General features: G+C 68.1%; 20 protein-coding genes, 1 tRNA gene and 1 pseudogene. 12 read left to right on the forward strand and 10 right to left on the reverse strand.

What is annotated here, in order from left to right; translation table 11 throughout:
* Positions 1-34: 34 nt before the first annotated feature.
* The 5 genes and pseudogenes from FN976_RS15145 (at position 35) to tcuB (ending at position 3829) form a co-directional block, all read left to right on the forward strand.
* Positions 35-838: an SDR family NAD(P)-dependent oxidoreductase gene (locus FN976_RS15145; protein WP_145893880.1), complete on the forward strand. Its 804-nt coding sequence runs from the start codon at positions 35-37 to the stop codon at positions 836-838.
* A gap of 10 nt (positions 839-848) precedes the next feature.
* Positions 849-1031: pseudogene (locus FN976_RS15150) on the forward strand (LysR family transcriptional regulator); the annotation flags it as partial.
* A gap of 1 nt (position 1032) precedes the next feature.
* Positions 1033-1215 carry a hypothetical protein gene (locus FN976_RS28895; protein ID WP_186510922.1) on the forward strand — a complete coding sequence of 61 codons (183 nt, stop codon included), beginning with the start codon at positions 1033-1035 and terminating at the stop codon, positions 1213-1215.
* Between the two features lie 60 nt (positions 1216-1275).
* Positions 1276-2682 carry an FAD-dependent tricarballylate dehydrogenase TcuA gene (gene tcuA / locus FN976_RS15155; RefSeq protein ID WP_145893881.1) on the forward strand — a complete coding sequence of 469 codons (1407 nt, stop codon included), beginning with the start codon at positions 1276-1278 and terminating at the stop codon, positions 2680-2682.
* Entirely contained in the window at positions 2669-3829 is a 1161-nt protein-coding gene (gene tcuB / locus FN976_RS15160) for a tricarballylate utilization 4Fe-4S protein TcuB (protein WP_145893882.1), read from the forward strand. The genes tcuA and tcuB overlap by 14 nt, the downstream gene beginning before the upstream one ends.
* 81 nt (positions 3830-3910) lie before the next feature.
* On the opposite strand, the gene FN976_RS15165 is transcribed toward tcuB, so the two are convergent.
* From FN976_RS15165 to FN976_RS15190, 6 genes are all read right to left on the reverse strand, one after another.
* Positions 3911-4177: a DUF5985 family protein gene (locus tag FN976_RS15165; RefSeq protein ID WP_255440450.1), complete on the reverse strand. Its 267-nt coding sequence runs from the start codon at positions 4175-4177 to the stop codon at positions 3911-3913.
* A 61-nt stretch (positions 4178-4238) separates the two neighbouring features.
* On the reverse strand, positions 4239-4502 hold the full coding sequence (locus FN976_RS15170; protein WP_145893883.1) for a DUF5985 family protein: 264 nt from the start codon (positions 4500-4502) through the stop codon (positions 4239-4241).
* A gap of 7 nt (positions 4503-4509) precedes the next feature.
* Positions 4510-4902 (reverse strand): hypothetical protein, encoded by a 393-nt coding sequence (locus FN976_RS15175; RefSeq protein ID WP_145893884.1) that lies wholly within the window; start codon positions 4900-4902, stop codon positions 4510-4512.
* 19 nt (positions 4903-4921) lie between these two features.
* Positions 4922-6592 carry a response regulator gene (locus FN976_RS15180; protein ID WP_255440452.1) on the reverse strand — a complete coding sequence of 557 codons (1671 nt, stop codon included), beginning with the start codon at positions 6590-6592 and terminating at the stop codon, positions 4922-4924.
* Entirely contained in the window at positions 6589-13746 is a 7158-nt protein-coding gene (locus tag FN976_RS15185) for a HAMP domain-containing protein (protein ID WP_145893886.1), read from the reverse strand. Before FN976_RS15185 ends, FN976_RS15180 begins: the two co-directional genes overlap by 4 nt.
* Before the next feature lie 166 nt (positions 13747-13912).
* Positions 13913-14470, reverse strand: a complete 558-nt coding sequence (locus FN976_RS15190) for a hypothetical protein (protein ID WP_145893887.1) — start codon at positions 14468-14470, stop codon at positions 13913-13915.
* Between FN976_RS15190 and FN976_RS15195 the strand changes: the two genes are divergently transcribed.
* Positions 14448-14723 carry a hypothetical protein gene (locus FN976_RS15195; protein ID WP_145893888.1) on the forward strand — a complete coding sequence of 92 codons (276 nt, stop codon included), beginning with the start codon at positions 14448-14450 and terminating at the stop codon, positions 14721-14723. The two genes, FN976_RS15190 and FN976_RS15195, sit on opposite strands and share 23 nt — an antisense overlap.
* A 113-nt stretch (positions 14724-14836) precedes the next feature.
* Here FN976_RS15195 and FN976_RS15200 read toward each other — a convergent pair.
* The 3 genes from FN976_RS15200 to FN976_RS15210 all read right to left on the reverse strand — a co-directional run bounded on the left by FN976_RS15200 (position 14837) and on the right by FN976_RS15210 (position 16928).
* Positions 14837-14913, reverse strand: a tRNA-Arg gene (locus tag FN976_RS15200).
* A gap of 11 nt (positions 14914-14924) precedes the next feature.
* Positions 14925-16115: a lipase family alpha/beta hydrolase gene (locus FN976_RS15205; RefSeq protein ID WP_145893889.1), complete on the reverse strand. Its 1191-nt coding sequence runs from the start codon at positions 16113-16115 to the stop codon at positions 14925-14927.
* Positions 16116-16148: 33 nt separating this feature from the next.
* On the reverse strand, positions 16149-16928 hold the full coding sequence (locus FN976_RS15210) for a metallophosphoesterase family protein (protein ID WP_145893890.1): 780 nt from the start codon (positions 16926-16928) through the stop codon (positions 16149-16151).
* A 139-nt stretch (positions 16929-17067) separates the two neighbouring features.
* On the opposite strand from FN976_RS15210, the gene FN976_RS15215 reads away from it, so the two are divergent.
* Positions 17068-17934, forward strand: a complete 867-nt coding sequence (locus FN976_RS15215; RefSeq protein WP_145893891.1) for a nucleotidyltransferase — start codon at positions 17068-17070, stop codon at positions 17932-17934.
* A gap of 61 nt (positions 17935-17995) precedes the next feature.
* Positions 17996-19618, forward strand: coding sequence for a Na+/H+ antiporter (locus tag FN976_RS15220; RefSeq protein WP_145893892.1), 1623 nt, complete (start codon positions 17996-17998; stop codon positions 19616-19618).
* An 11-nt stretch (positions 19619-19629) separates the two neighbouring features.
* Here the strand turns inward: FN976_RS15220 and FN976_RS15225 are convergent, their stop codons facing one another.
* Entirely contained in the window at positions 19630-20106 is a 477-nt protein-coding gene (locus FN976_RS15225; RefSeq protein ID WP_145893893.1) for a MarR family winged helix-turn-helix transcriptional regulator, read from the reverse strand.
* A gap of 37 nt (positions 20107-20143) precedes the next feature.
* Between FN976_RS15225 and FN976_RS15230 the strand changes: the two genes are divergently transcribed.
* The 4 genes from FN976_RS15230 to FN976_RS15245 all read left to right on the forward strand — a co-directional run bounded on the left by FN976_RS15230 (position 20144) and on the right by FN976_RS15245 (position 22614).
* Positions 20144-20884 carry a siderophore-interacting protein gene (locus FN976_RS15230; protein WP_145893894.1) on the forward strand — a complete coding sequence of 247 codons (741 nt, stop codon included), beginning with the start codon at positions 20144-20146 and terminating at the stop codon, positions 20882-20884.
* A 72-nt stretch (positions 20885-20956) separates the two neighbouring features.
* Entirely contained in the window at positions 20957-21361 is a 405-nt protein-coding gene (locus FN976_RS15235) for a hypothetical protein (RefSeq protein WP_145893895.1), read from the forward strand.
* 35 nt (positions 21362-21396) lie between these two features.
* Complete coding sequence (locus FN976_RS15240; protein WP_145893896.1) at positions 21397-22407, forward strand: isopenicillin N synthase family dioxygenase; 1011 nt, start codon at positions 21397-21399, stop codon at positions 22405-22407.
* Positions 22408-22614 carry a hypothetical protein gene (locus FN976_RS15245; protein ID WP_145893897.1) on the forward strand — a complete coding sequence of 69 codons (207 nt, stop codon included), beginning with the start codon at positions 22408-22410 and terminating at the stop codon, positions 22612-22614.
* Positions 22615-22621 lie beyond the last annotated feature (7 nt).

Here is a 22621-nt window from a genome sequence, read left to right on the forward strand (position 1 = left end):
GGTGCAATGGGCGCCTACTGCCCCCGGAGACGCCATGCCCGCAGCCCCGCCCACCAGCACGGTCCTCGTCACCGGCGCCTCCTCGGGCATCGGCGAATCGCTCGCGCACTGCTTCGCGCAAGCCGGCCACCACCTGGTGCTGGTGGCACGCAGCGCGGACAAGCTGGAGGCATTGGCCGAGAACCTGGCGGCTCGCCATGGCGTGAAGGTCTGGTGCGAGCCCGCCGACCTCGGCGTCGATGGCGCAGCGGCCAAGTTGGCCGCCACCCTGAAGCGCAAGCGCCGGCCCATCGACGTCCTGGTCAACAACGCCGGCGTGCTCCACCAGGGCTCCTTCGCCGGCATGAAGCCCGCGGACCACCAGCAGCTGATCGACTTGAACATCACGGGCCTGACCGCCCTGCTCGCGCACTTCGTTCCGCGGATGGTCGAGCGCGGCCGCGGCCGGGTGCTCAACGTCGCCTCCATCGCCGCCTTCCAGCCCGTGCCCACGCTCGCCACCTATGCCGCGACCAAGGCGTACGTGCTGTCGCTGACCGAATCGCTGTCCGAAGAATTGCAGGGCACCGGCGTGACGGTCACGGCGCTTTGCCCGGGCATCACCGCCACCAACATGCTGCAGGGGGCGCGCGGCGCCAATGCACGCCTGAACCAGCTGCCGGGCTTCCTGGTCGGCGACGTGGACGACGTCGCGCGGCAAGGCTTTGCCGCCTGCATGAAGGGCGAGGTGATCTGCGTGCCGGGCATCCTCAACCGCACGGCGATGATCGCCTCGCGCGGCACGCCCAAGTGGCTGGTGCGGCGCATCGGCGGCGTGATCGGCCGCAAGGCGCTCTGAGCGGCTGCGCATGGAACTGCGGCAACTGCGCTACTTCGTGCGCATCGTCGAACTCGGCAGCATGAGCCGGGCGGCGATCGACCTGGACGTGGTGCAGTCGGCGCTCAGCCAGCAGGTCGCGCGGCTGGAAAGCGAACTGTCCACCCGGCTGCTGCAACGCGGGTCCAAGGGCGTCTCACCCACCGAAGCCGGAAGTGTTCGAAGTGGCGGAAATCGCCGGTGCGCGCCTGCGGCGCCTCAACTCGCTGTGCAGCGTGTCCGACGAGGAGCTGTCGCCGGCCGGCCGCGCGGTGCGCGTCGTGCTGGCGGACTGCGCAAGCGAACTCGTCGCCAAAGGCCGCTGGGCCGGCGCCCGGTTCAGCCATCTCGATCCCTGATACCCCCTTCAGCGTTGGCTGCTGGTCGGCCGCCCGCTTCCCACCTACAGTGCAGCTCCAATGCATGATGTTCTCGTCATCGGCGGGGGCAACGCGGCCCTCTGCGCCGCCCTCATGGCCCGCGAGGCGGGTGCCAGCGTCCTGCTGCTGGAAGCGTCGCCGCGCGAGTGGCGGGGCGGCAACTCGCAGCACACCCGCAACCTGCGCTGCATGCACGACGAACCGCAGGACGTGCTGCTGGAGGCCTACCGCGAGGAGGAGTTCTGGCAGGACTTGCGCAAGGTCACCGCGGGCAAGACCAGCGAGGAACTGGCGCGGCTGGTGATCCGCGCATCGGCCACCTGCCGGCCCTGGATGCGCAAGCACGGTGTGCGCTTCCAGCCCTCGCTGGCAGGCACGCTCCACCTGTCGCGCACCAATGCCTTCTTCATGGGCGGCGGCAAGGCCCTGGTCAACGCCTACTACCGGAGCGCGGAAAGCCTTGGCGTCGAAGTGCGTTACGACTCACCGGTGGAGGCGCTGGAACTGCAAGATGGCCGCTTCGTCGCGGCGCACGCGGGATCGAAGCGATTCGAAGCGAAGGCCTGCGTGCTGGCCGCCGGTGGCTTCGAGTCCAACCGCGAATGGCTGCGGGAAGCGTGGGGCCAGAACGAACGCGGCGAATGGCCCGCCGACAACTTCCTGATCCGCGGCACGCGCTTCAACCAGGGCGTGCTGCTCAAGCACATGATGGCCCAGGGCGCGGACATCATCGGCGATCCGACGCAGGCGCATTGCGTGGCCATCGATGCACGCGCGCCACTGTATGACGGGGGCATCGTCACACGGGTGGACGCGGTCTCGCTGGGGGTGATGCTGAACCGCGACGCCGTCCGCTTCTACGACGAGGGCGAGGACTTCTGGCCCAAGCGCTATGCGATCTGGGGCCGGCTGGTGGCGATGCAGCCGGGCCAGGTGGGGTATTGCATCATCGACAGCAAGGCGGTCGGCCGCTTCATGCCGCCGGTGTTCCCCGGCGTGAAGGCGGACAGCCTGCCCGCACTGGCGCGCGCGCTGCAGCTGGACGAGCATCGGTTCGTGCAGACGCTGGATGCGTACAACGCCGCCTGCCGCGTCGGCCAGTTTGACCACACCGTGCTGGACGATTGCCGCACCGAAGGCCTCACGCCGCCCAAGACGCATTGGGCCCGGCCGATCGATCAGCCGCCGTTCTTCGGTTACGCACTGCGTCCGGGGATCACGTTCACCTACCTGGGCTTGAAAACCGATGCGCAGGCGCGCGTCTACTTCGGCAGCCAACCCAGCGGCAACCTGTTCGTGGCGGGCGAGATGATGGCCGGCAACGTCCTGGGCCAGGGCTACACCGCCGGTGTGGGCATGAGCATCGGCACGGCCTTCGGGCGCATCGCCGGAACCGAAGCGGCACGCGCGGCCTTGGCGACGGAGACTGCCCATGCAATCGCTTGATGCGCTCGCGCGGGAGGCCGTGGCACTTGCCAACGGCGAAGCCGCGCACAGCGCGGCGACCGCGGAGGCTGCGCGACAGCTGCAGATCTGCAACGCCTGCCGCTACTGCGAGTCGTTCTGCGCGGTGTTTCCCGCGATGGCGCGGCGGCTGGATTTCAGCGCGGGCGACGCGCACTACCTCGCCAACCTGTGCCACAACTGCGGCGCCTGCCTGCACGCCTGCCAGTACGCGCCGCCGCACGAGTTCGCCGTCAATGTGCCGCGCGCCATGGCGGAAGTGCGGCACGAGACTTACGCCGGCTACGCCTGGCCGCAGCCGTTGGGCGCGCTGTACCGCAACAACGGGTTGACGCTGGCCCTGGCCACGGCCGGCGGACTCGCGCTCTTCCTCGTGATGCTGCTGGCGCAACGCGGCTCGCTCTTCCACGAACCGCTCGCGGGCAACTTCTACGCCGTGTTTCCCCATGGAACCATGGTGTGGATGTTCGGCCTGGCCTTCGGCTGGGCGGTGCTCGCGCTCACGATCGGCGCAGTGCGATTCTGGCGCGGCCAGTCGCCAGGGGTCGTGACAGGCGAATCGGCCGGCGAGGCGGTGCGCAACGCCCTGGCGCTCACCTATCTCGATGGCGGCCATGGCGACGGCTGCAACGAAGCCGATGACAGGTCCACGCTGCTGCGGCGCCGCTTCCACCATCTCACCTTCTACGGCTTCATGTTGTGCTTCGCCTCCACCAGCGTGGCCACGCTCTATCACTACGTGTTGGGCCTGCAGGCCCCGTACCCCATCCTCAGCATGCCAGTGCTCCTGGGCACCGTTGGCGGCCTCGGCTTGCTCGCCGGCCCGGCCGGCCTGCTCTGGCTGAACCTGCGCCGCCATCCGCTGCACGGCGACCCCGCGCAGCGGCCCATGGACCGCGCCTTCATCGTCCTGCTGTTCGCCACCAGCCTCACCGGCCTCGCGCTCCTGGCCCTGCGCGACACCGGGGCCATGGCGCTGCTGCTCGCCGTTCACCTCGGGACGGTGATGGCTCTCTTCCTCACCCTGCCCTACGGCAAATTCGCCCATGCGGTCTATCGCGTGGCGACCTTGCTGAAGTGGGCGATCGAACGGCGCCAGCCGAGCCGCCTGCAGCTGGGCGCCGATTGACCTCCGGAGAACAACCGTGACCGATCGCGTCCTGCGCTGCGCCACACCCACCGAGGCACAGGGGCTTGGCTGCCTGACGCGCTATCGGCCCCTGCGATTCTTCTGCCAGATGGCCACGAGGATGAGGCCGTACGAGATCACCCGCACCAGGTAGACGAAGGGCAGGTTCTCGTCCGTTGCCGCGAGCATGCCAAGCGCGACGCGATTGCAGCCCTCGAGCCCGAAGGACAGCGCGAACAGCAGGAAGAACGGGTCCCTGGTGCTCCGCCAGAACCGCAGGAAGAGCAGACCCGCCACGAAGGAGAGCGACGCGATCGCGCCCGTGAGCATCTGTTCCGTGAGGCTCATTCGGATTCCCTCCGTCCTGCGGACTGCGGGGCTGAGCACCTTCGGAGCGGCCGTGCGGTGCTCATTGATCCTCCTCCCAGATCATGCCGCCGACGAGCACCACCAGGGCCACCAGCGCCGCGGACAGGCGCCACACCGTCAGATCGACTTCGACCGGGTACACCACCTTGTCCAGCACCAGCAGCGCATTGTTCAGCGTGAGCAGCGTGAAGCAGATACCGCTCCAGAAAAGCAGGGGGTGGCGCGAGCCCGCCCAGGAACGCCAGAGCAGCACGCTGCATGCGAGGCACGTGAGCGCGCAGAGGGAGTAGATCAGTGCGGCCATGGCGCCCTCATTGGTTTTCGTCCTTGCGCCAGCGGAAGGCATCGGCGAACCGCTGCGCCCGTTTGTCGACGCGTGAGTGGATCAGGTCGGTCACGCCGACCAGGTTGCTGGTGTAGGTCTCGGCCAGCCGGTCCAGCAGCCCGGCGAGTTCCGGCGTCTGCGGACCGAACTGCACCTGCTCGTCGTCCTCCGCCGGGCGCGCCATCCCTGAGGCGCACAGTGCTTTCAGCAGCGATGCCGCGTCGGCCGGCGACACGTAGAGCCGTTGGGCGAGGCGTGCCGGGTTCCAGGAAGCGGGCGCATCGGACCGCAGCAGCAGCATGGCCTCCAGGAACGGGACCGACGGGATCGCGGCGGCGATGAAACGGCGCAAATCCGGAGGGACTTCGCGAACACTCATTCGCCTGGCATCCCTGGTCTCAACCGGCGGCGGGCGTGCTGTCGGACAGCAGCGCGGCCAGCAGGTTCATGTCGATCGGCTTGACCATGTGGCGGTCGAAACCGGCCGACCGGGCGTTCTGCAGGTCCTCGGGCTGGCCCCACCCCGTGATCGCCACCACCGTCATGGCACGGCCGTCCGCCTGGGTGCGGATGCGGCGGCAAGCCTCGTAGCCATTCAGCTTCGGCATGCCGATGTCGAGCAACACCAGCTGGGGCGCGAACTCGGCCGCGGCAGCCACGGCGGCCTCGCCGTCGTGCACCTGGCGCACCGAGTGGCCCATCATCTCCAGGAGCATGGCCAGCGTTTCGGCCGCGTCCTTGTTGTCGTCCGCCACCAGGACGCGCATCTGGGCGATTGGAGCGAAGACCGGTGGTGCACGCTCCGCGCTGGGGGTGCGCACGCTGGGCTGCGCGCAGGGCAGCCGCACCAGGAACTCGCTGCCGCGCCCCGGCCCGTCGCTCACCGCGGTCACGCTGCCGCCGTGCATCTGGATCAGGCGGCGCGACAGGGAGAGGCCGATCCCCAGGCCGCCGCGCGAGCGCGACAGCGCCGCCTCTTCCTGCGAGAACATGTCGAAGACCCGCTCCAGGCGATGCCCCGGAATGCCGATGCCGTTGTCCTTGATGCGGACCACCACTTCATCCCCGCTGCGCTCGACGAACACGCCGATGCTGCCGCCGCGGTCCATGTACTTGGCCGCGTTGTTCAGCATGTTGGTGAAGGCCTGGGCGAGCCGCGCGCGATCCGCGTCGACCAGGATCTCGTCCTCGGCCGCGGCCACGCTGACCGTGTGGCCCAGCTCGTCGATCAGCGGCTGCACCGTCAGCAACGCATCGCCCAGCACCACCGAGAGCGGCAGCTCTTCCCGCCGCAGCTCGATGCGGCCCTGGTTGATGCGGCTCACGTCCATGAGGTCATCGATCAGCCGCGCCATCGCGCTGATCTGCCGGTCGATCAGCTCGCCGGCCCACAGCACGTCAGCCGACGCTCCACCCTTGAGCTTGAGCAACTGGATCGCGTTGCGCACCGGCGCCAACGGGTTGCGCAGTTCATGCGCCAGCGTGGCCAGGAATTCGTCCTTGCGGCGGCTGGCCTCCAGCAGGCGCTCCTCGCTGGCCTGCAACGCCACTGTCCGCTCGCTGACGCGGCGGTCCAGGTGTTCGTTGAGTTCGCTGAGGTTGCGCTCGGCCTTGCGGCGCTCGGCCACTTCGGCCGTCAACCGCTCGTTGGCGAGCGCCAGCTCGCGCCCGGTGCGGTGCAGCTCGGCGAACACCGAGACCTTCGAGCGGAGGATGGACGGATTCACCGGCTTGTGCAGGTAATCCACCGCGCCGGTGCCGTAGCCTTCGAGGATGTGCTGGTCCTCGTTGTAATAGGCGGTGAGGAAGATGATCGGGATGCGCGCCGTCTTCTTGCGCTCCTTGATCATCTGGGCCAGTTCGAACCCGGTCATGCCGGGCATGCGCACATCGAGCACCAGCACGGCGAACTCGTCGGCCATGAGGGCCAGCAGCGCCTCGTCGCCCGAGTTCGCGCGCACCAACCGGTAGTCCGGGTCGTCCAGGACCGATTCCAGCACGGCCAGGTTCCGGGGCTCGTCGTCGACGATCAGGATGTTGACCTGCCCGGCGCCACCGGCAGCGCTCATCGGAACAGCCATACGCGCATCAGCGAGAGCAGCTGGTCGGTGTTGACGGGCTTGGCGATGTAGTCGCTGGCGCCCGCCTCCAGGCACTTCTCCCGGTCGCCCTTCATCGCCTTGGCCGTGAGTGCCAGGATCGGCAGCGTGCGGAACTCGGGTTCCTTGCGGATTTCGCGCATGGTTTCATAGCCGTCCATTTCCGGCATCATGATATCCATCAGGACCATCGCGAGGCCGTCCGTGCTCTTGATGATGTCGATGGCGTGGCGGCCGTTGGTCGCGCTGATGACGTTCATCTCGTGGTTCTCGAGTACCGAGGTCAGCGCGAAGATGTTGCGCGCATCGTCGTCCACCACCAGCACCTTGCGGCCGCGCAGCACCTCGGACGAGTTGTGCAACTTTTCCAGCATCGCCTGCCGCTCGGCCGGCAGCTGCGTGACCACGCGGTGCAGGAACAGCGCCGTTTCATCCAGCAGCCGCTCCGGCGACCGGACGTCCTTCAGGACGATGCTCTTCGCCATGGTGCCCAGGCGGTTCTGCTCGGCGGCACTGAGGTCTTTCCCGGTGAAGACCACCACGGGGATCGCGGCCGCGGCCGGGAGTTCCTTGATCTTCTCCAGCAGGTCGAAGCCCGACATGTCGGGCAGCCGCAGGTCGAGCACGATGCAGTCGACCGTGGCCTCGGCCAGGACGGCCAGCGCTTCCTCACCGCTGCCCGCCGTGGCGATCTCGATGTCCTTGTAGCCGAGCAGCTCCACCACGGCATTGCGCTCGATCTCGTTGTCCTCGATGACCAGCAGCCGCTTGGTGCGCGGGACGGTGAACTCCTTCAGCCGGTCGAACGCGGCCTCCAGTCCGGCCGTGGTCGGCTCCTTCAGCAGATAGGCGAAGGCGCCGTGCGACAGGCCATGCTGCCTTTCCTCTTCGAGCGTGATGATCTGCACGGGGATGTGGCGCAGCATCGGGTCGAGCTTCAACTGGTTGAGCACGGTCCAGCCCAGCATGTCGGGCAGGAAGATGTCCAGCGAGATCGCGGCCGGCTGGTACTGGCGCGCGAGCGAAAGCCCCATCGCGCCCTTCGTCGCCACCAGTCCCTTGAAGCCCTTGTCGCGCGCCAGCCCCAGCAGGATGCGCGCGTAGTGCGGGTCGTCCTCGATCACCAGGATGACCATGTCGCCGGGCTCGATCTGGTCACGGTCGTCCAGCACGTGCTCCTCACGCGCCACGGGCAGCGTGATCACCGGCGCCGGGTCGTTGCCCTTGGCGTTGATCGTGACGGTGGATTGGTCGAGGCCCGCGAAGTGCAGCGGCAGGTACAGCGTGAACGTGCTGCCCTTGCCGTGCACACTGGCGAGCTTGATCTCGCCGCCGAGCAGCGCCGCGAGCTCGCGGCTGATCGCCAGGCCGAGGCCGGTGCCGCCGTACTTGCGCGAGGTGCCGGCGTCGGCCTGCTGGAAGGCCTCGAAGATCAGCCGCTGCTTGTCGGGTGGCACGCCGATGCCGGTGTCCTCCACCGCGAAGGCCACCACGTGCTGCGCCTGGTTCAGCACCGGGTGATCGGGACTCCAGCCGCTGGACACCAGCCCGACGCGCACTTCCACCTGGCCCTGCGCCGTGAACTTGACGGCATTGGACAGCAGGTTCTTCAGGATCTGCTGCAGCCGCTTCGGATCGCTGTCCATCGAGCGCGGCAGGTCGTCCGCGAAGCGGATGAGGAAGGGCAGGTTCTTCGCCTCGGCCACGTGCCGGAAGTTCCGGTCGATGCTGTCGCGCAGGCCGGCGAACGGGATCTCTTCCACATCCACCGTCACCGTGCCCGATTCGATCTTCGACAGATCCAGGATGTCGTTGATCAGGTTCAGCAGGTCGCTGCCGGAGGAGTTGATGTTGCGCGAGAACTCCACCTGCTTGGGCAGCAGGTTGCCCGCGTTGTTCTCGGCCAGCTGCTGCGACAGGATCAGGATGGAGTTGAGCGGCGTGCGCAGCTCGTGCGACATGTTCGCCAGGAACTCCGACTTGTACTTGGAGGTGAGTGCCAGTTCCGAGGCCTTTTCCTCCAGTGCGCGCCGGGCCTGCTCCACCTCGGAGTTCTTGCGCTCCACTTCGGCGTTCTGCTCCGCCAGCAGCCGCGCCTTGGTGCCCAGCTCCTCGTTGGTCTGCTGCAGTTCGGCCTGGCGCGACTGCAGCTCGACCGTCAGTTCCTGCGATTGCTTCAGCAGGCCCTCGGTGCGCATCGTGGCCTCGATGGTGTTGAACACGGCGCCGATGCCCAGGGCCAACTGGTCGAGGAAGTTCAGGTTGACGGGCGTGAACGGGTGCAGCGAGGCCAGCTCGATCACCGCCTTGGTCTGCTTCTCGAACAGCACCGGCAGCACCACCACGCTCACCTGGCGCGCCGCGCCCAGGCTGGACGCGATGCTGACGAAGTCGGGCGGCACGTCCGTCATCAGGATGCGGCGGTTCTCCACGGCGCACTGGCCGACCAGGCCCTCGCCGAGCGCGATGGTGGAGGAGAGGCTCACACTGCCGGCCTGCGCGTAGCTCGCCAGCAGCACGAGTTCGCCGCCTTCTTCGCCGGCCCGGCTGCTGTGGTAGATGCTGCCCTGGTGGGCGTTGACCAGCGGCGCCAGCTCCGACAGCAGCATCTTGCCCACGGTGGAAAGTTCGCGCTGCCCCTGCAGCATGCCGGTGAAACGCGCCAGGTTGGTCTTCAGCCAGTCCTGCTCGCGGTTCGATTCCGTGGTCTCGCGCAGGTTCGAGATCATCGTGTTGATGTTGTCCTTGAGCTCGGACACCTCGCCCTTCGCGTCGACCTGGATGGAGCGTGTCAGGTCGCCCTTGGTCACGGCCGTCGCGACCTCGGCGATGGCGCGGACCTGCGTCGTCAGGTTGGCGGCCAGCAGGTTCACGTTGCCGGTCAGGTCCTTCCAGGTGCCGGCCGCGCCGGGCACGTTGGCCTGGCCGCCGAGCCGGCCATCCACACCGACTTCGCGCGCCACGTTGGTCACCTGGTCGGCGAAGGTCGCCAGCGTGTCCGTCATGCCGTTGATGGTGTCCGCCAACGCCGCCACCTCGCCCTTGGCCTGCACCGTCAGGCGTTGCGACAGGTTCCCGTTGGCCACCGCGGTCACCACCTTCACGATGCCGCGCACCTGCTCGGTGAGGTTCGACGCCATGAAGTTCACGTTGTCGGTCAGGTCCTTCCAGGTGCCGCCGACGCCGCCCACCTGGGCCTGGCCGCCCAGCTTGCCTTCGGTGCCGACCTCGCGCGCCACGCGCGTCACCTCGCCGGCGAACGAGTTGAGCTGGTCGACCATCGTGTTGATGGTGTTCTTCAGCTCCAGGATCTCGCCCTTCACGTCCACCGTGATCTTGCGGTTCAGGTCGCCGCGCGCCACGGCGGTGGTCACCTCGGCGATGTTGCGCACCTGGGACGTGAGGTTGGCGCCCATGGTGTTGACCGAGTCGGTCAGGTCCTTCCAGGTGCCGGCCACGCCGGGCACCACGGCCTGCACGCCCAGGCGGCCTTCGGTGCCGACCTCGCGCGCCACGCGCGTGACTTCCGAGGCGAACGAGCGCAGCTGCTCCACCATCGTATTGATGGTTTCCTTCAGCTGCAGGATTTCGCCGCGCACGTCGACGGTGATCTTCTTGGACAGGTCGCCGTTGGCCACGGCGATCGTCACTTCGGCGATGTTGCGGACCTGGTTGGTCAGGTTCGACGCCATCGAGTTGACGTTGTCGGTCAGGTCCTTCCAGGTGCCGGCCACGCCCGGTACCGCGGCCTGGCCGCCCAGCTTGCCTTCGGAGCCCACCTCGCGCGCCACGCGCGTCACTTCCGAGGCAAACGCGGACAGCTGGTCGACCATCGTGTTGATGGTTTCCTTCAGCTGCAGGATCTCGCCCTTCACGTCCACCGTGATCTTGCGCCCCAGGTCACCGCGGGCGATGGCGGTGGCGACGTCGGCGATGTTGCGAACCTGGCCCGTCAGGTTGTTGGCCATGAAGTTCACGTTGTCCGTCAGGTCCTTCCAGGTGCCCGCGACGCCTGGGACCTGCGCCTGGCCACCCAGCTTGCCTTCCGTGCCCACTTCGCGCGCGACGCGCGTCACTTCCGAAGCGAAGCCGTTCAGCTGGTCGACCATCGTGTTGATGGTTTCCTTCAGCTCCAGGATCTCGCCGCGCACGTCCACGGTGATCTTCTTGGACAGGTCGCCGTTGGCCACAGCGATCGTCACGTCCGCGATGTTGCGGACCTGGTTCGTCAGGTTCGACGCCATCGAGTTGACGTTGTCGGTCAGGTCCTTCCAGGTGCCCGCCACGCCCTCCACCGCCGCCTGGCCGCCCAGCTTGCCGTCCGTGCCGACCTCGCGCGCGACGCGGCTCACCTCGCCGGCGAAGGAGTTCAGCTGGTCGACCATGGTGTTCATGGTTTCCTTCAGCTGGAGGATTTCGCCCTTGACCTCCACCGTGATCTTGCGCGACAGGTCGCCGCGGGCGATGGCCGTGGCCACGTCCGCGATGTTGCGCACCTGGCCCGTGAGGTTCGACGCCATGAAGTTGACGTTGTCGGTCAGGTCCTTCCAGGTGCCGGCCACGCCCGGCACCTGCGCCTGGCCGCCCAGCTTGCCTTCGGTGCCCACCTCGCGCGCCACCCGCGACACTTCGGCGGCGAACGCGTTCAGCTGGTCGACCATCGTGTTGATGGTGTTCTTCAGCTCCAGGATCTCGCCCTTCACCTCCACCGTGATCTTGCGCGAGAGGTCGCCACGCGCCACCGCCGTCGTCACGTCCGCGATGTTGCGGACCTGGCCGGTCAGGTTGTTGGCCATGGAGTTGACGTTGTCGGTCAGGTCCTTCCACGTCCCCGCGACACCCCGCACGACCGCCTGGCCCCCGAGCTTGCCCTCGGTGCCCACTTCGCGCGCCACGCGCGTCACTTCCGACGCGAAGCCGTTCAGCTGGTCGACCATCGTGTTGAGGGTGTTCTTCAGCTCCAGGATCTCGCCTTTCACGTCCACCGTGATCTTCTTGGAGAGGTCGCCGTTGGCCACGGCCGTCGCCACGTCGGCGATGTTGCGGACCTGGGCCGTGAGGTTCGAGGCCATGGAGTTGACGTTGTCGGTCAAATCCTTCCATGTCCCGGCCACGCCCAGTACCTGGGCCTGGCCACCCAGCTTGCCTTCGGTGCCTACTTCGCGCGCCACGCGCGACACTTCACCCGCGAAGCCGTTCAGCTGGTCGACCATCGTGTTGATGGTGTTCTTCAGCTCCAGGATCTCGCCGCGCACGTCGACGGTGATCTTCTTGGAGAGGTCGCCGCGCGCCACGGCCGTCGTCACTTCCGCGATGTTGCGGACCTGGCCCGTGAGGTTGGACGCCATGAAGTTGACCGAGTCGGTCAGGTCCTTCCACGTGCCCGCGACACCCGGCACCTGGGCCTGGCCGCCCAGCTTGCCTTCGGTGCCGACCTCGCGCGCCACCCGCGTGACTTCGGAAGCGAAGCCGTTCAGCTGGTCGACCATCGTGTTGATGGTGTTCTTCAGCTCCAGCACCTCGCCACGCACGTCCACCGTGATCTTCTTGGAGAGGTCACCGTTTGCCACCGCGGTGGTCACCTCGGCGATGTTGCGCACCTGGCCCGTGAGGTTGGAGGCCATGAAGTTGACGTTGTCCGTCAGGTCCTTCCAGGTGCCCGCCACGCCCGGCACCTGCGCCTGCCCGCCCAGCTTGCCTTCGGTGCCGACCTCGCGCGCCACCCGCGTGACTTCGGACGCGAAGCCGTTCAACTGGTCCACCATCGTGTTGATGGTTTCCTTCAGCGCCAGGATCTCGCCCTTCACTTCCACCGTGATCTTGGACGACAGGTCGCCTTTGGCAATGGCCGTGGCCACGCCGGCGATGTTGCGCACCTGGCCGGTGAGGTTGGACGCCATGGAGTTCACGGAGTCGGTCAGGTCCTTCCAGGTGCCGGCGATGCCCGGCACCTGCGCCTGGCCGCCCAGCTTGCCTTCGGTGCCGACCTCCCGCGCGACCCGCGTCACCTCGGACGAGAAGCCGTTCAGCTGGTCGACCATCGTGTTGATGGTTTCCTTCAGCTCCAGGATCTCGCCCTTCACGTCCACCGTGATCTTGCGCGACAGGTCGCCGCGGGCCACGGCCGTCGTCACGGTCGCGATGTTGCGCACCTGCGACGTGAGGTTGTTGGCCATCGAATTGACCGAGTCGGTCAGGTCCTTCCAGGTGCCGGCCACGCCGGGCACCACCGCCTGGCCGCCCAGGCGCCCGTCGGTACCCACTTCGCGCGCGACCCGCGTCACCTCCGAAGCGAAAGAGCGCAGCTGGTCCACCATGGTGTTGGTGGCTTCCTTCAGCTGCAGGATCTCGCCGCGCACGTCCACCGTGATCTTCTTGGACAGGTCGCCGTTGGCCACGGCGATCGTCACGTCGGCGATGTTGCGCACCTGCGCCGTCAGGTTGCCGGCCATCTGGTTGACCGAGTCCGTCAGTTCCTTCCAGACGCCCGACACCCCCTTGACCTTGGCCTGGCCGCCCAGCTTGCCCTCGGTACCCACCTCGCGGGCGACCCGCGTCACCTCGGAGGTGAACACCGCCAACTGCTCGATCATGGTGTTGACCAGCTTCGCCGAGCGCAGGAACTCACCCTTGAGCGAACGGCCGTCCACCTGCAGGTCCATCGACTGGCCCAGGTCGCCCTTGGCCACCGCGCCGATCGTGCGGGCGATGTCGGTGGTCGGCCGCACCAGGTCATCGATCAGTGTATTGAGCGAGTCGACCTGGTTGGCCCAGCCCCCGATGACCGCGGGTGCCGCGATCCGCTCGGCCAGCCGGCCTTCCTTGCCCACCGTGTTGCTGAGACGCGCCGCTTCACCGGTGATCTGCTGGGCATTGCGGATGCTCTGGTTGAAAGCCTCGGCGATCCGGGCATCCATGCCGCTCCAGTCGGACGGCAAGCGGGCCGTGAAGTCACCCTCGGCGAAAGCCGTCATGGCGGACAGCAGCAGGCGGGACCGGATTTCCGGGGCGTCTGTGCCGTCGCGTGTGTGGATGGCCGCAAGGCCTGGGGTCTTGGTCTTGCGCGCAACCGCGGACTTGCTCGACCTCTTCTTGACGGACGGGGCGTGAACGGCTTGATCCATGAAAGTCCTGCGGTGTGGTTCATGAAAGCAGTCCCACATTCGCCCGGCAACTGCTCGTCAGTTGCAGTGTCTTCCATGGCAGCGCGCCCTTCCGTAGGACGTTTCCGACAAACCGGCAAGACCGGGCTTCGCCATGCCCCGGCTCATGGTGAAAACCCTCATCCACTCAACGGCGATGGTGCGTGGTGTTCGCCAATCCGATGAGACTCGGCAGCGGTCGTAAGAGCACACCGTCGGACGCTATGGCACGCCACTGACGTTTGGCGGCGCACACGCACACGGATATTTTTGCATCTACTTCGGAGACGCAAATGATCAGGACCAAACTCAACATCCTCGCAACTGTCGCCTTGGCGGCTTCCAGCGGCCTGGCCCTCGCCCAGACCGGCAATACGGCGACAAGCAACACCGGCACCGGAGCCACCCAGTCGGTCGCCCCCAGCGCCAGCACGTCCGTCAACACCAATGCGGAATTCAGGGCGATGCCGCACAGCAGCGTCACCATCAGCCCGAGCGGCACGACCAACCAGACCACCTCGGCGGCCCAGAACACCGGAACCACGAGCAACACCCAGGCAGGCAGCGGGTCGGGCACCGGCACCACGACGAACAAGGCCGGCAGCACCACCAGCACCAATGCCAGCCAGTCGGTGGCGCCAAGCGCGGGCACGTCAGTGAACACGGATGCGAATTTCAGGGCGATGCCGCACAGCAACGTCACCATCAGCCCGAGCGGCACGACCAACCAGAGCACGAGCGCGACGCAAAACACGGCGACGACGAGCAACACACAGGCGGGCGCCAGCGGTGGCAGCACGACCTCGACCCTCGGCGGCGCGGCAGCTGCGGGTGCCGGCGCGGGTGGCACCGGCGCGGTCAGCGCCGGCGCGGTGAGCAGCGACATCAACGCCGACGGTCCAGGCAACCGTGGCCAGGGCAAGGCCAAGGGCCACAACAAGGACAAGAAGGACAAGTAGCCGCCGCTCAGGGCCGGGCGCGCGATCCCGTGGGATGGGGCCCCGGTCTTCGCAACCAAAGAAAAAGGGCCTGGAGATTTCTCTCCAAGCCCTTGATTCCTTTACGATTTTTTTGGTGCGGCTGGCAGGATTCGAACCCACGACCCCTTGGTTCGTAGCCAAGTACTCTATCCAACTGAGCTACAGCCGCGAAGCCGCAGATTATAGCAGCTGATTTGGAGCCCGTTCGCCCACCAGCCACTGCCGCATCTGGCCGAAAGCTTCCGGGTGATGCAGCAGGTCGAGGTGCCCGCAATCTTCGATGACGCGCACGCGGTTGGCCGGCAGCGCCAGGTCGCGCTCCGGGCTCTCCGCGCGCCCCAGCGCACTGGCCACGGTGACGAGGCCATCACCCAGCGGCGCCGGACGCAGTGAGCCGGCGATGGCGTAGCAAGCGACACCCACCGGCAACGGCACCGCGGCCGGCACGTGTCCCGGGGCGAAGCGGCTCTCCGTGCCGGCGCCATGCAGGTTGCCATGCCGCAGGTCCGTGATGCCTTCGCTGCGCAGCCCCGCGAGCCGCGCGAAGGGCGCGACATACGGCGACACGCCCAGCGCCCGGTGCACCCAGTTCCCACCGCGCTCCAGCGGTGCGCCGTGGTGCGGCGTGCCTAGGAAGACCATGGCGCGCAGCAGCTTCGCCCACGGCATGCCGCTGCCAGATGCACGTGCGACCGCACTGCGCGCGACCAGGCCGCCCATGCTGTGGCCGATCAGGGTGACCGAAGCGACTGGGACTGGCCACGACGCAACCAGTTCAGAGATGCGGCCCGCCAGTTCCGCGCCATTCACGGCGATGTGGCGTCCGCTGTTGTACGAGGCGTACACCGGCGTCGCTTTCAGCGCGTCGCCCAGGGCCATTCCGTGGTCATGCCCGCGATGGTCCCATTGACTGCCGGTCATGCACAGGCCGTGCACCAGCACCAGCAAGTGGGGGCTCGGTGTGGCCCCCGCGGCGGGGCGCAATTCCATCGTCACTGCCAACGGGTTGCCGGTGCGGTGCAGGTGATCGCCGCAGATGCCGTTCAGTGCGGCGACGACGGCGTCGCGCTGCGGTGCGTCCCCACGTTGCGTGGCTCCCGGCACCAGGCGTTCGGCCGCAGCCAGCGCCAGGTCGAGCCCGGAGCCGACGAGCCGCGTCGTGCCGCGCACGCGGCGATAGACGAAACCGGTGATGCCGCTCGTACGGCGGTCGGGGACCGTTCCCAAAGGCGGCGCCAGGCTCGCGATGCGCTGGTGCATGGATTCGACGATGTCGACCACGCCCTGCACGCCTTCGACGGCCAGGCGGACGCCGCCCCGCACGTCGGTGGAGATCCGCGGCGCGGCAACAGGGGAGCGGGAGGTAGGCATGCGCCGGATGGTACTGGCGCGTGCGTGGTGAATCTAGGGCGTCGCCACCAAAGTGCCTTGCGCTTCCTCGACGGGCTCGCGCGGCAGTTCGTACAGCAGGAACGGCGGGCGGTCCGGGCGGCTTCGCGTCAGCAAGGGCTTGGCGACGTTGAACACCGGGACACCATTGATGGTCTTGCCCTCCAGCGTACCGCGATGGGCGTGGCCGTGGAAGACGGCATCCACCGGGTAGCGCAGCAGGGGCTCCTCCAGGCGGCTGCTGCCGAGGAAGGGGAAAATCTCGAGTGGCTCGCCCTGGATCGTGCCCGCGATGGGCGAGTAGTGCAGCATCGCGATGCGTCGCGGCATGCGCAGCTTGGCCAGTGCCGACTCGAGCTTCATGGCCTCATGCAGGGCTTCCTGCACGAACATCTTGATCGCGGGTTCGCCCCAGGCGCCGAGCGAGCCGCGGCCGTAGCCGCCCGCGAAGCCCTTGATGCCGGCGATGCCGACACCTTCGATCTCGCAGGCCTCGCCATCGAGCACCCGCACGCCCGCACGCGTGAGCGTTTCGACCACCACTTCCGGCGTGCCCGATTCGTAGTCGTGGTTCCCCAGGACGGCGATGATGGGCACCGAGACGGCGCCCAGTTCATCCGCCAGGATGTGGGCTTCCTCCGCGGTGCCGTAATCGGTGAGGTCGCCGCACAGCAGCAGCGCATCGGCGGCCTCGGAGGCCTGGGCGAAGAAGCCGCGGAGCGTCCCGCCGGAGTCCTTGTTGACGTGGATGTCGCCGACGACGGCGAAGCGCACGTGGGTGGCCGACTTGGGCATGGGTTGGATCTTGGAGGGGCGTGAGGTTGAAAGACCTCCATGCTGCGGCCTTTCCGCCGTCCTGGCTGTAGGCGGGGGCTGACTCCGCATGAGGTGACACGTCTGCTTCCCCCGGCGTTCTGCCGGGTTAGTCTGCACCATGCCTACCGCCCCACTCGCCCCATCGCTGGAGGAAGAAGTCGCGCCAGACACGGCCGCCTTCTACCGGCGCGCGCTGCGCCTGCTCGTCGATGCGGACATCCCATTCCTGGTGGGCGGGGCTTTCGCCCATGCCTGCTTCACCGGCATCCGGCGCTCGACCAAGGATCTCGACCTGTTCATCCGCCGCGAGGACTACGAGCGCGTGGCCGCGCTGGCTCGGGCCGAAGGATGGGAGGCCGAACTGACCTACCCGCACTGGCTCGCCAAGGTCTATGCGGGGGCCGACTTCATCGACCTGATCTTCAATTCGGGCAACGGCCTGACGCCGGTGAACGAAAGCTGGTTCCGCGACAACCCGGAGGCGGACGTGCTGGGCGTGCCCGTGCGGATCGCGAATGCGGAGGACGGCCTGCTCTCCAAGGCCTTCATCATGGAGCGCGAGCGTTACGACGGCGCCGACGTGGCCCACCTGATCCAGGCGAACGCGGAACACCTGGACTGGCCGGGCCTGCTGAAGCGCTTCAGCGCCAACTGGCGCGTGCTGCTGGCCCACCTGACGCTCTTCGGCTACATCTACCCCGGCGAGCGGCACCGCGTGCCGCAATGGCTGATGGACGAACTGACCGCGCGCCTGGCGGCCGAATCGGCCCAGCCGCCGGCCGCCGATCCGCACGTCTGCGCGGGCACCCTGCTGTCGCGTGAGCAATACCTGCATGACGTGGAGCAGCTTGGCTATGTCGACGGACGCCTGACACCCGTCAGCACCATGACCGAGGACGACGTCGCCCGCTGGACCGAGGCGATCCCCGCGCGGCAACTGGATCCGGCGTTGCCAGTCGCACCCAGCGGCGGGCTCGCGGCTTAGGAGCCTGGGCGGCAGGGAAACGGCCGGGCCAGCCAAGTGGCCCAGCGATAATCGGGGGCCCATGGCGGTCCTCGAACTCCTGCTTGTCCTGCTGCTCAGCGCGGTCGCGCTGGGCTGGGTCGCGCGCCACTTCAAATTCCCCTATCCGATCGCGCTGGTGGCCGGCGGCGCCGTGCTCGGGCTGGTGCCCAACCTGCCGCAGGTCGCGTTCGACCCGCAGCTCATCCTGGTGGCCGTGTTGCCGCCCATCCTGTACCAGGCGGCGCTGCTCACCTCATGGTCGGATTTCAAGGCCAACATCCGGCCGATCGGTCTGCTCGCCATCGGCCTCGTCGCGGTGACGACGCTGGCCGTGGGCGCGGCATTGAAGCTGATGGTGCCGGACGTGCCGTGGGCCGTGGCCTTCGTGCTGGGCGCCATCGTGTCGCCGCCCGATGCCGTGGCCGCGACCGCCATCCTTTCGCGCGTGAACATGCCGCGCCGCATCGTCACCATCCTCGAAGGCGAGAGCCTCGTCAACGATGCCTCGGGCCTGGTGCTGTACAAGTTCGCCGTGGCCGCGGTGCTGACGGGCGCGTTCTCCTTCGTCGAAGCCACCGGGCAATTCGCGCTGGTGTCGGCCGGCGGCATTGCGGTGGGCGTGGCGCTGGCCCACGTCTTCATCGCCATCCACAAGCGGCTGGGCGACCCGTTCATCGAGGTCCTCACGGTCCTCACCATTCCCTATACGGCCTACCTGGTCGCGGAAGCGCTGCACGTCTCGGGCGTGCTCGCGGTGGTGGCGGCCGGCCTGGTGCGCGGGCGCTACGCGCCGGAAATCGTCTCGGCGGAAATGCGCATCATGGCGCGCTCGGTCTGGAACCTCCTGGTGTTCCTGCTGAACAGCCTGGTGTTCACGCTGATCGGGCTGCAGCTCTCGGACGTGCTCGAAAGCCTGGGCCGCTATCCGACCGGCCTGCTCGCGGCCATCAGCATCGTCGTCACCGCCGTGGCGATCGCGGTGCGCTTCGCCTGGGTCCTGCCAGCAGCCTACTTGCCGCGCTGGTTGGCCCAGCGCCTGCTGGTGCAGGCAGCGCCGCCGCGCAAGAGTGAGCTGCTGATCATCGGCTGGTGCGGCATGCGGGGCATCGTCTCGCTGGCCGCGGCACTTGCCTTGCCCCTGACGCTGCCCGGCGGCCAGCCATTTCCGCATCGCGACCTCATCATCTTCCTCACCTTCGTGGTGATCGTGGCCACGTTGGTGGGCCAGGGCCTGACGCTGACGCCGCTGATCCGCCGGCTCAAGGTCGGCAGCGACTGGAGCCTGCACGACGAGCAACTGCGCGTGCGCGCGGCGATGAGCGCGGCCGCGCTCGCGGCCATCGACGGCGCGCTGGCCGCCGAGGGCGTGCCTGCGCATTGGGCCGATGGCCTGAAGGGCGAGATCACCGAACGGATCGCGCTGGTGGCCTCCGATGGCGAGGAACTCACGCCGCGCATGGAGCTGGTGACGCGCCTGCGCCACGCGGCGATCCAGGCCGAGCGCCGCGAGCTGATCCGCCTGTGGCGCGAGAACGCGATCGGCGACGAAGTCATGCATCACCTGATGGAGATGCTGGACTACGAGCAGGCCCACTTGCCGGCTGCCACGCCGGCCGGCACGACAGCGCCGACGAACCTGGCCGCCAGCCGCGCCGGCGACTGACGGGCCGCGGCTCACTCCTCCGCCAGGTTCCCGCGCACCTTGCGCAGCAGTGCCAGCAGCTGGTGGTGTTCGCGCTCGCTCAGGCCCCTCACCGCCTTCGCCCCCAGCTTCTTCGCCTGCACGCGCAGCGCGCGCTGGATCGCGAGGCCCTCCGGCGAAAGCGACAACCGCACGTTCCGCCGGTCGGCCGCGTCGACTTCCGCGACCAGGAGGTCGCGCTCGCGCAAGCTCTTGATCAGGCGGGCCAGCTGCGCCTTGTCGCGACCGCTGTGCTGCGCCAGGTCGCTCTGCGTCGCCCCCGGGTGCCGCTGGAAGAAGGCGAGCACCTTGGCCTCCATGTGCGTCACGCCATGGGGCGCGTCGCGCAGCGCGCGGTACTGCAGCGCACGGTAGTCATGCATCAGCCGGTGAACCAGCTCGAGCACGTCGTCCGCGCCTTCATCCGTGCCTGCGCCCGGATGGTTGACAATGTCACCTGTCTTGGCCATAATGGTTGACATTATCTCCTATAAAGCCAGCGCTCCCATGAACCAACCCATCGCCGCCAGCCGCGTGCAACGCGTGCGCCAGGAACCCAAGCGCCGCCCGGTCGAGGTCGTTGGCGTCGCCACGCTCGGCGCGAGCTTCCGGAGCATCACTTTCGCCGGCGAGGCGCTGGCCGATTTCGATTCGCCGTCCTTCGACGACCATGTCAAATTCATCGTGCATGGCGCCGACGGCGCGCCGGCCATGCGTGACTACACGCCGCGCCGCTTCGACCGCGTCGCCCGCGAGCTCACCATCGAATTCGCGTTGCATGGCGATGGACCGGCGGCCAACTGGGCGGCACAGGCGGCCGTGGGCCAGGGCGTGACGATCGCGGGTCCGCGCGGCTCGTTCATCATCCCGGTCGACTACGACTGGCACCTGCTGGTGGGCGATGAAACCGCCCTGCCCGCCATCGCGCGGCGCCTGGAAGAACTCCCGGCCGGCGCGCGGGTGACGGTACTCGGGCAAGTGGCCGACCCCGCCGACCGGCGCGAGTTCGCCAGTGCCGCGGAGCTCACAGTGCATTGGGCGCCAACACCTGCCGAGCTGCTCGCGGCGACGCAGGCCCTCGCACTGCCCACCGGTGAAGGCTACGCCTGGTGCGCGGCCGAGGCCCGCATCGCCGCCGCCGTGCGCCGCGTGCTGGTGGAAGAGAAGGGCCACGACCGCCATGCGATCCGTGCGGCCGCCTACTGGAAACAGGGCGCCCCGGCTCACCACGAAAACCTGCCGGACTGATCAGGAAGGTTTACACCGCCCCCTTGAGCCGCGAAACGCTGCATGGTTCAATCGTGGGCTGGAGACCTTCCCATGCGCAGCCTGTTCATCGCCTTCGCCGCCGCCTGCTTCATCCCGCATGCCTGGGCAGTGAACAAGTGCGTCAGCGATGAAGGCGACGCCGTCACGTACACGGACGCGCCCTGCGCCACCGAAGCTCAGCCCGTGAACGCCAGCCGCAACTCGGTGGATCTCACGCCCGCTGACAAGCAGCGCCTCCGGAACGCGCAGCACCAGTCGCGGGAGCGGACACGGGAGGTGCAGCGCCACCACACGGCCCAGGCCGAGCACGCGGCCCGGGTCCAGCGTGCGGCCGCCGCCGAGGATTGGGCGCGCAGCGCGCGCAACAACCAGGTCCAGCCCATCGTTCCCCGCGCGGCGACGGTCACGAATCCGGTCGCCCCCGGGCCCACCGCGCCAGCGGGTTACGCCAGGTAGCGGCACCGGCAACGTCAGCCGCCGGTTCGAGCGTGATGCGGGCCCAACCCCCTCTCGTTGACGTCAGCGCGCTGGTGGATCCGCACGCCGGCATGGCCGCGCGCGCTGCCGCGGCCAGGGACATGGACGCCGCGGCGCGCAGCTGGGGCTTCTTCTATGTTTCCGGGCACGGCGTGGACGCCAGGCTGGTGGGCGAAGTCGAACGGCTCGCGCGCGCCTTCTTCGCGCTGGATGAGGCCGAGAAGATGCGCATCCCCATGGCGGCCGGCGGCACCGCGTGGCGCGGCTTCTTTCCGGCAGGGGGCGAACTCACCTCGGGGCGGCCCGACTGGAAAGAAGGGCTGTACCTCGGCAGCGAACTGCCGCCGGAGCACCCGAGGGTGCGCGATGGCGTCATCCTGCACGGTCCCAACCTGTGGCCTGCCATCCCGGGCTTCCGGGAGACCGTGCTGGCCTACATCGATGCACTGGAAGCACTCGGCCACGCGCTGATGCGCGGCTGCGCGCTGGGACTTGGGCTGCCCGAGTCCTACTTCGACGAACACGGCACGCATGATCCGTTGTTGCTGCTGCGCTTCTTCAACTACCCCACCCGCCCTGCGCCCGAGGACGTGCCCGCCGCGTGGGGAGTGGGAGAGCACACGGACTATGGCCTGCTCACCATCCTGTGGCAGGACGACGTGGGTGGCCTGCAGGTGCGCAAGGATGAAGACTGGTTCGACGCGCCGCCGATCGCCGGCACCTTCGTGTGCAACATCGGCGACATGCTGGACCGCATGACGGGCGGACGTTACCGCTCGGTGCCGCACCGCGTGGCCATCAACACGAGCGGGCGTGACCGCCTGTCGATCCCGTTGTTCTTCGATCCCGACTTCGACACGGTGATCGCCCCCGTGCCGGGCGCGGGACCCGGCCAGGACGACAGCGGGCGGCGCTGGGACGGCGCCAACCTGCAGGCGTTCCACGGGACGTACGGCGACTACGTCACCGCGAAGGTGGGGAAGGTGTTTCCGGAGCTTCGCCGGTCGCTGCCGAAGGCGGGGTAGTTGCTGGCTGAGGCGTGCGCGATCGCGGTCAGCTGGACGGAGGTGCTCATTGCCCGCTTCGAGTTGAACGACGCGCTGTTGAAGCACCAGGCCGGGCAAGGCACCCTGGTCCAGGTCTTGAGGAAGCAGGAGCGCCACGCACAGGCGGTGCGGCATGTGCGCGAACGCCTGGATTTGACTTACCCCACCCCGCTGTCCAGGCCCTGAGCCTGGA

This window comes from Caenimonas sedimenti, from assembly GCF_007833165.1.
GTDB lineage: Bacteria > Pseudomonadota > Gammaproteobacteria > Burkholderiales > Burkholderiaceae_C > Ramlibacter > Ramlibacter sedimenti.

Bases quoted from the DNA above. Each gene is read 5' to 3' on its own strand.
- FN976_RS15145 (WP_145893880.1), top strand. From the start codon at position 35: ATGCCCGCAGCCCCGCCCACCAGCACGGTCCTCGTCACCGGCGCCTCC.
- FN976_RS15210 (WP_145893890.1), bottom strand. From the start codon at position 16,928: ATGCCCAAGTCGGCCACCCACGTGCGCTTCGCCGTCGTCGGCGACATC.
- FN976_RS15170 (WP_145893883.1), bottom strand. From the start codon at position 4,502: ATGGCCGCACTGATCTACTCCCTCTGCGCGCTCACGTGCCTCGCATGC.
- FN976_RS15205 (WP_145893889.1), bottom strand. From the start codon at position 16,115: ATGCCTACCTCCCGCTCCCCTGTTGCCGCGCCGCGGATCTCCACCGAC.
- FN976_RS15175 (WP_145893884.1), bottom strand. From the start codon at position 4,902: ATGAGTGTTCGCGAAGTCCCTCCGGATTTGCGCCGTTTCATCGCCGCC.
- FN976_RS15225 (WP_145893893.1), bottom strand. From the start codon at position 20,106: ATGGCCAAGACAGGTGACATTGTCAACCATCCGGGCGCAGGCACGGAT.
- FN976_RS15195 (WP_145893888.1), top strand. From the start codon at position 14,448: ATGCCGCACAGCAACGTCACCATCAGCCCGAGCGGCACGACCAACCAG.
- FN976_RS15220 (WP_145893892.1), top strand. From the start codon at position 17,996: ATGGCGGTCCTCGAACTCCTGCTTGTCCTGCTGCTCAGCGCGGTCGCG.
- tcuA (WP_145893881.1), top strand. From the start codon at position 1,276: ATGCATGATGTTCTCGTCATCGGCGGGGGCAACGCGGCCCTCTGCGCC.
- tcuB (WP_145893882.1), top strand. From the start codon at position 2,669: ATGCAATCGCTTGATGCGCTCGCGCGGGAGGCCGTGGCACTTGCCAAC.
- FN976_RS15240 (WP_145893896.1), top strand. From the start codon at position 21,397: ATGCGGGCCCAACCCCCTCTCGTTGACGTCAGCGCGCTGGTGGATCCG.
- FN976_RS15235 (WP_145893895.1), top strand. From the start codon at position 20,957: ATGCGCAGCCTGTTCATCGCCTTCGCCGCCGCCTGCTTCATCCCGCAT.
- FN976_RS15230 (WP_145893894.1), top strand. From the start codon at position 20,144: ATGAACCAACCCATCGCCGCCAGCCGCGTGCAACGCGTGCGCCAGGAA.
- FN976_RS15180 (WP_255440452.1), bottom strand. From the start codon at position 6,592: ATGAGCGCTGCCGGTGGCGCCGGGCAGGTCAACATCCTGATCGTCGAC.
- FN976_RS15215 (WP_145893891.1), top strand. From the start codon at position 17,068: ATGCCTACCGCCCCACTCGCCCCATCGCTGGAGGAAGAAGTCGCGCCA.
- FN976_RS15185 (WP_145893886.1), bottom strand. From the start codon at position 13,746: ATGGATCAAGCCGTTCACGCCCCGTCCGTCAAGAAGAGGTCGAGCAAG.
- FN976_RS15165 (WP_255440450.1), bottom strand. From the start codon at position 4,177: ATGAGCCTCACGGAACAGATGCTCACGGGCGCGATCGCGTCGCTCTCC.
- FN976_RS15190 (WP_145893887.1), bottom strand. From the start codon at position 14,470: ATGGTGACGTTGCTGTGCGGCATCGCCCTGAAATTCGCATCCGTGTTC.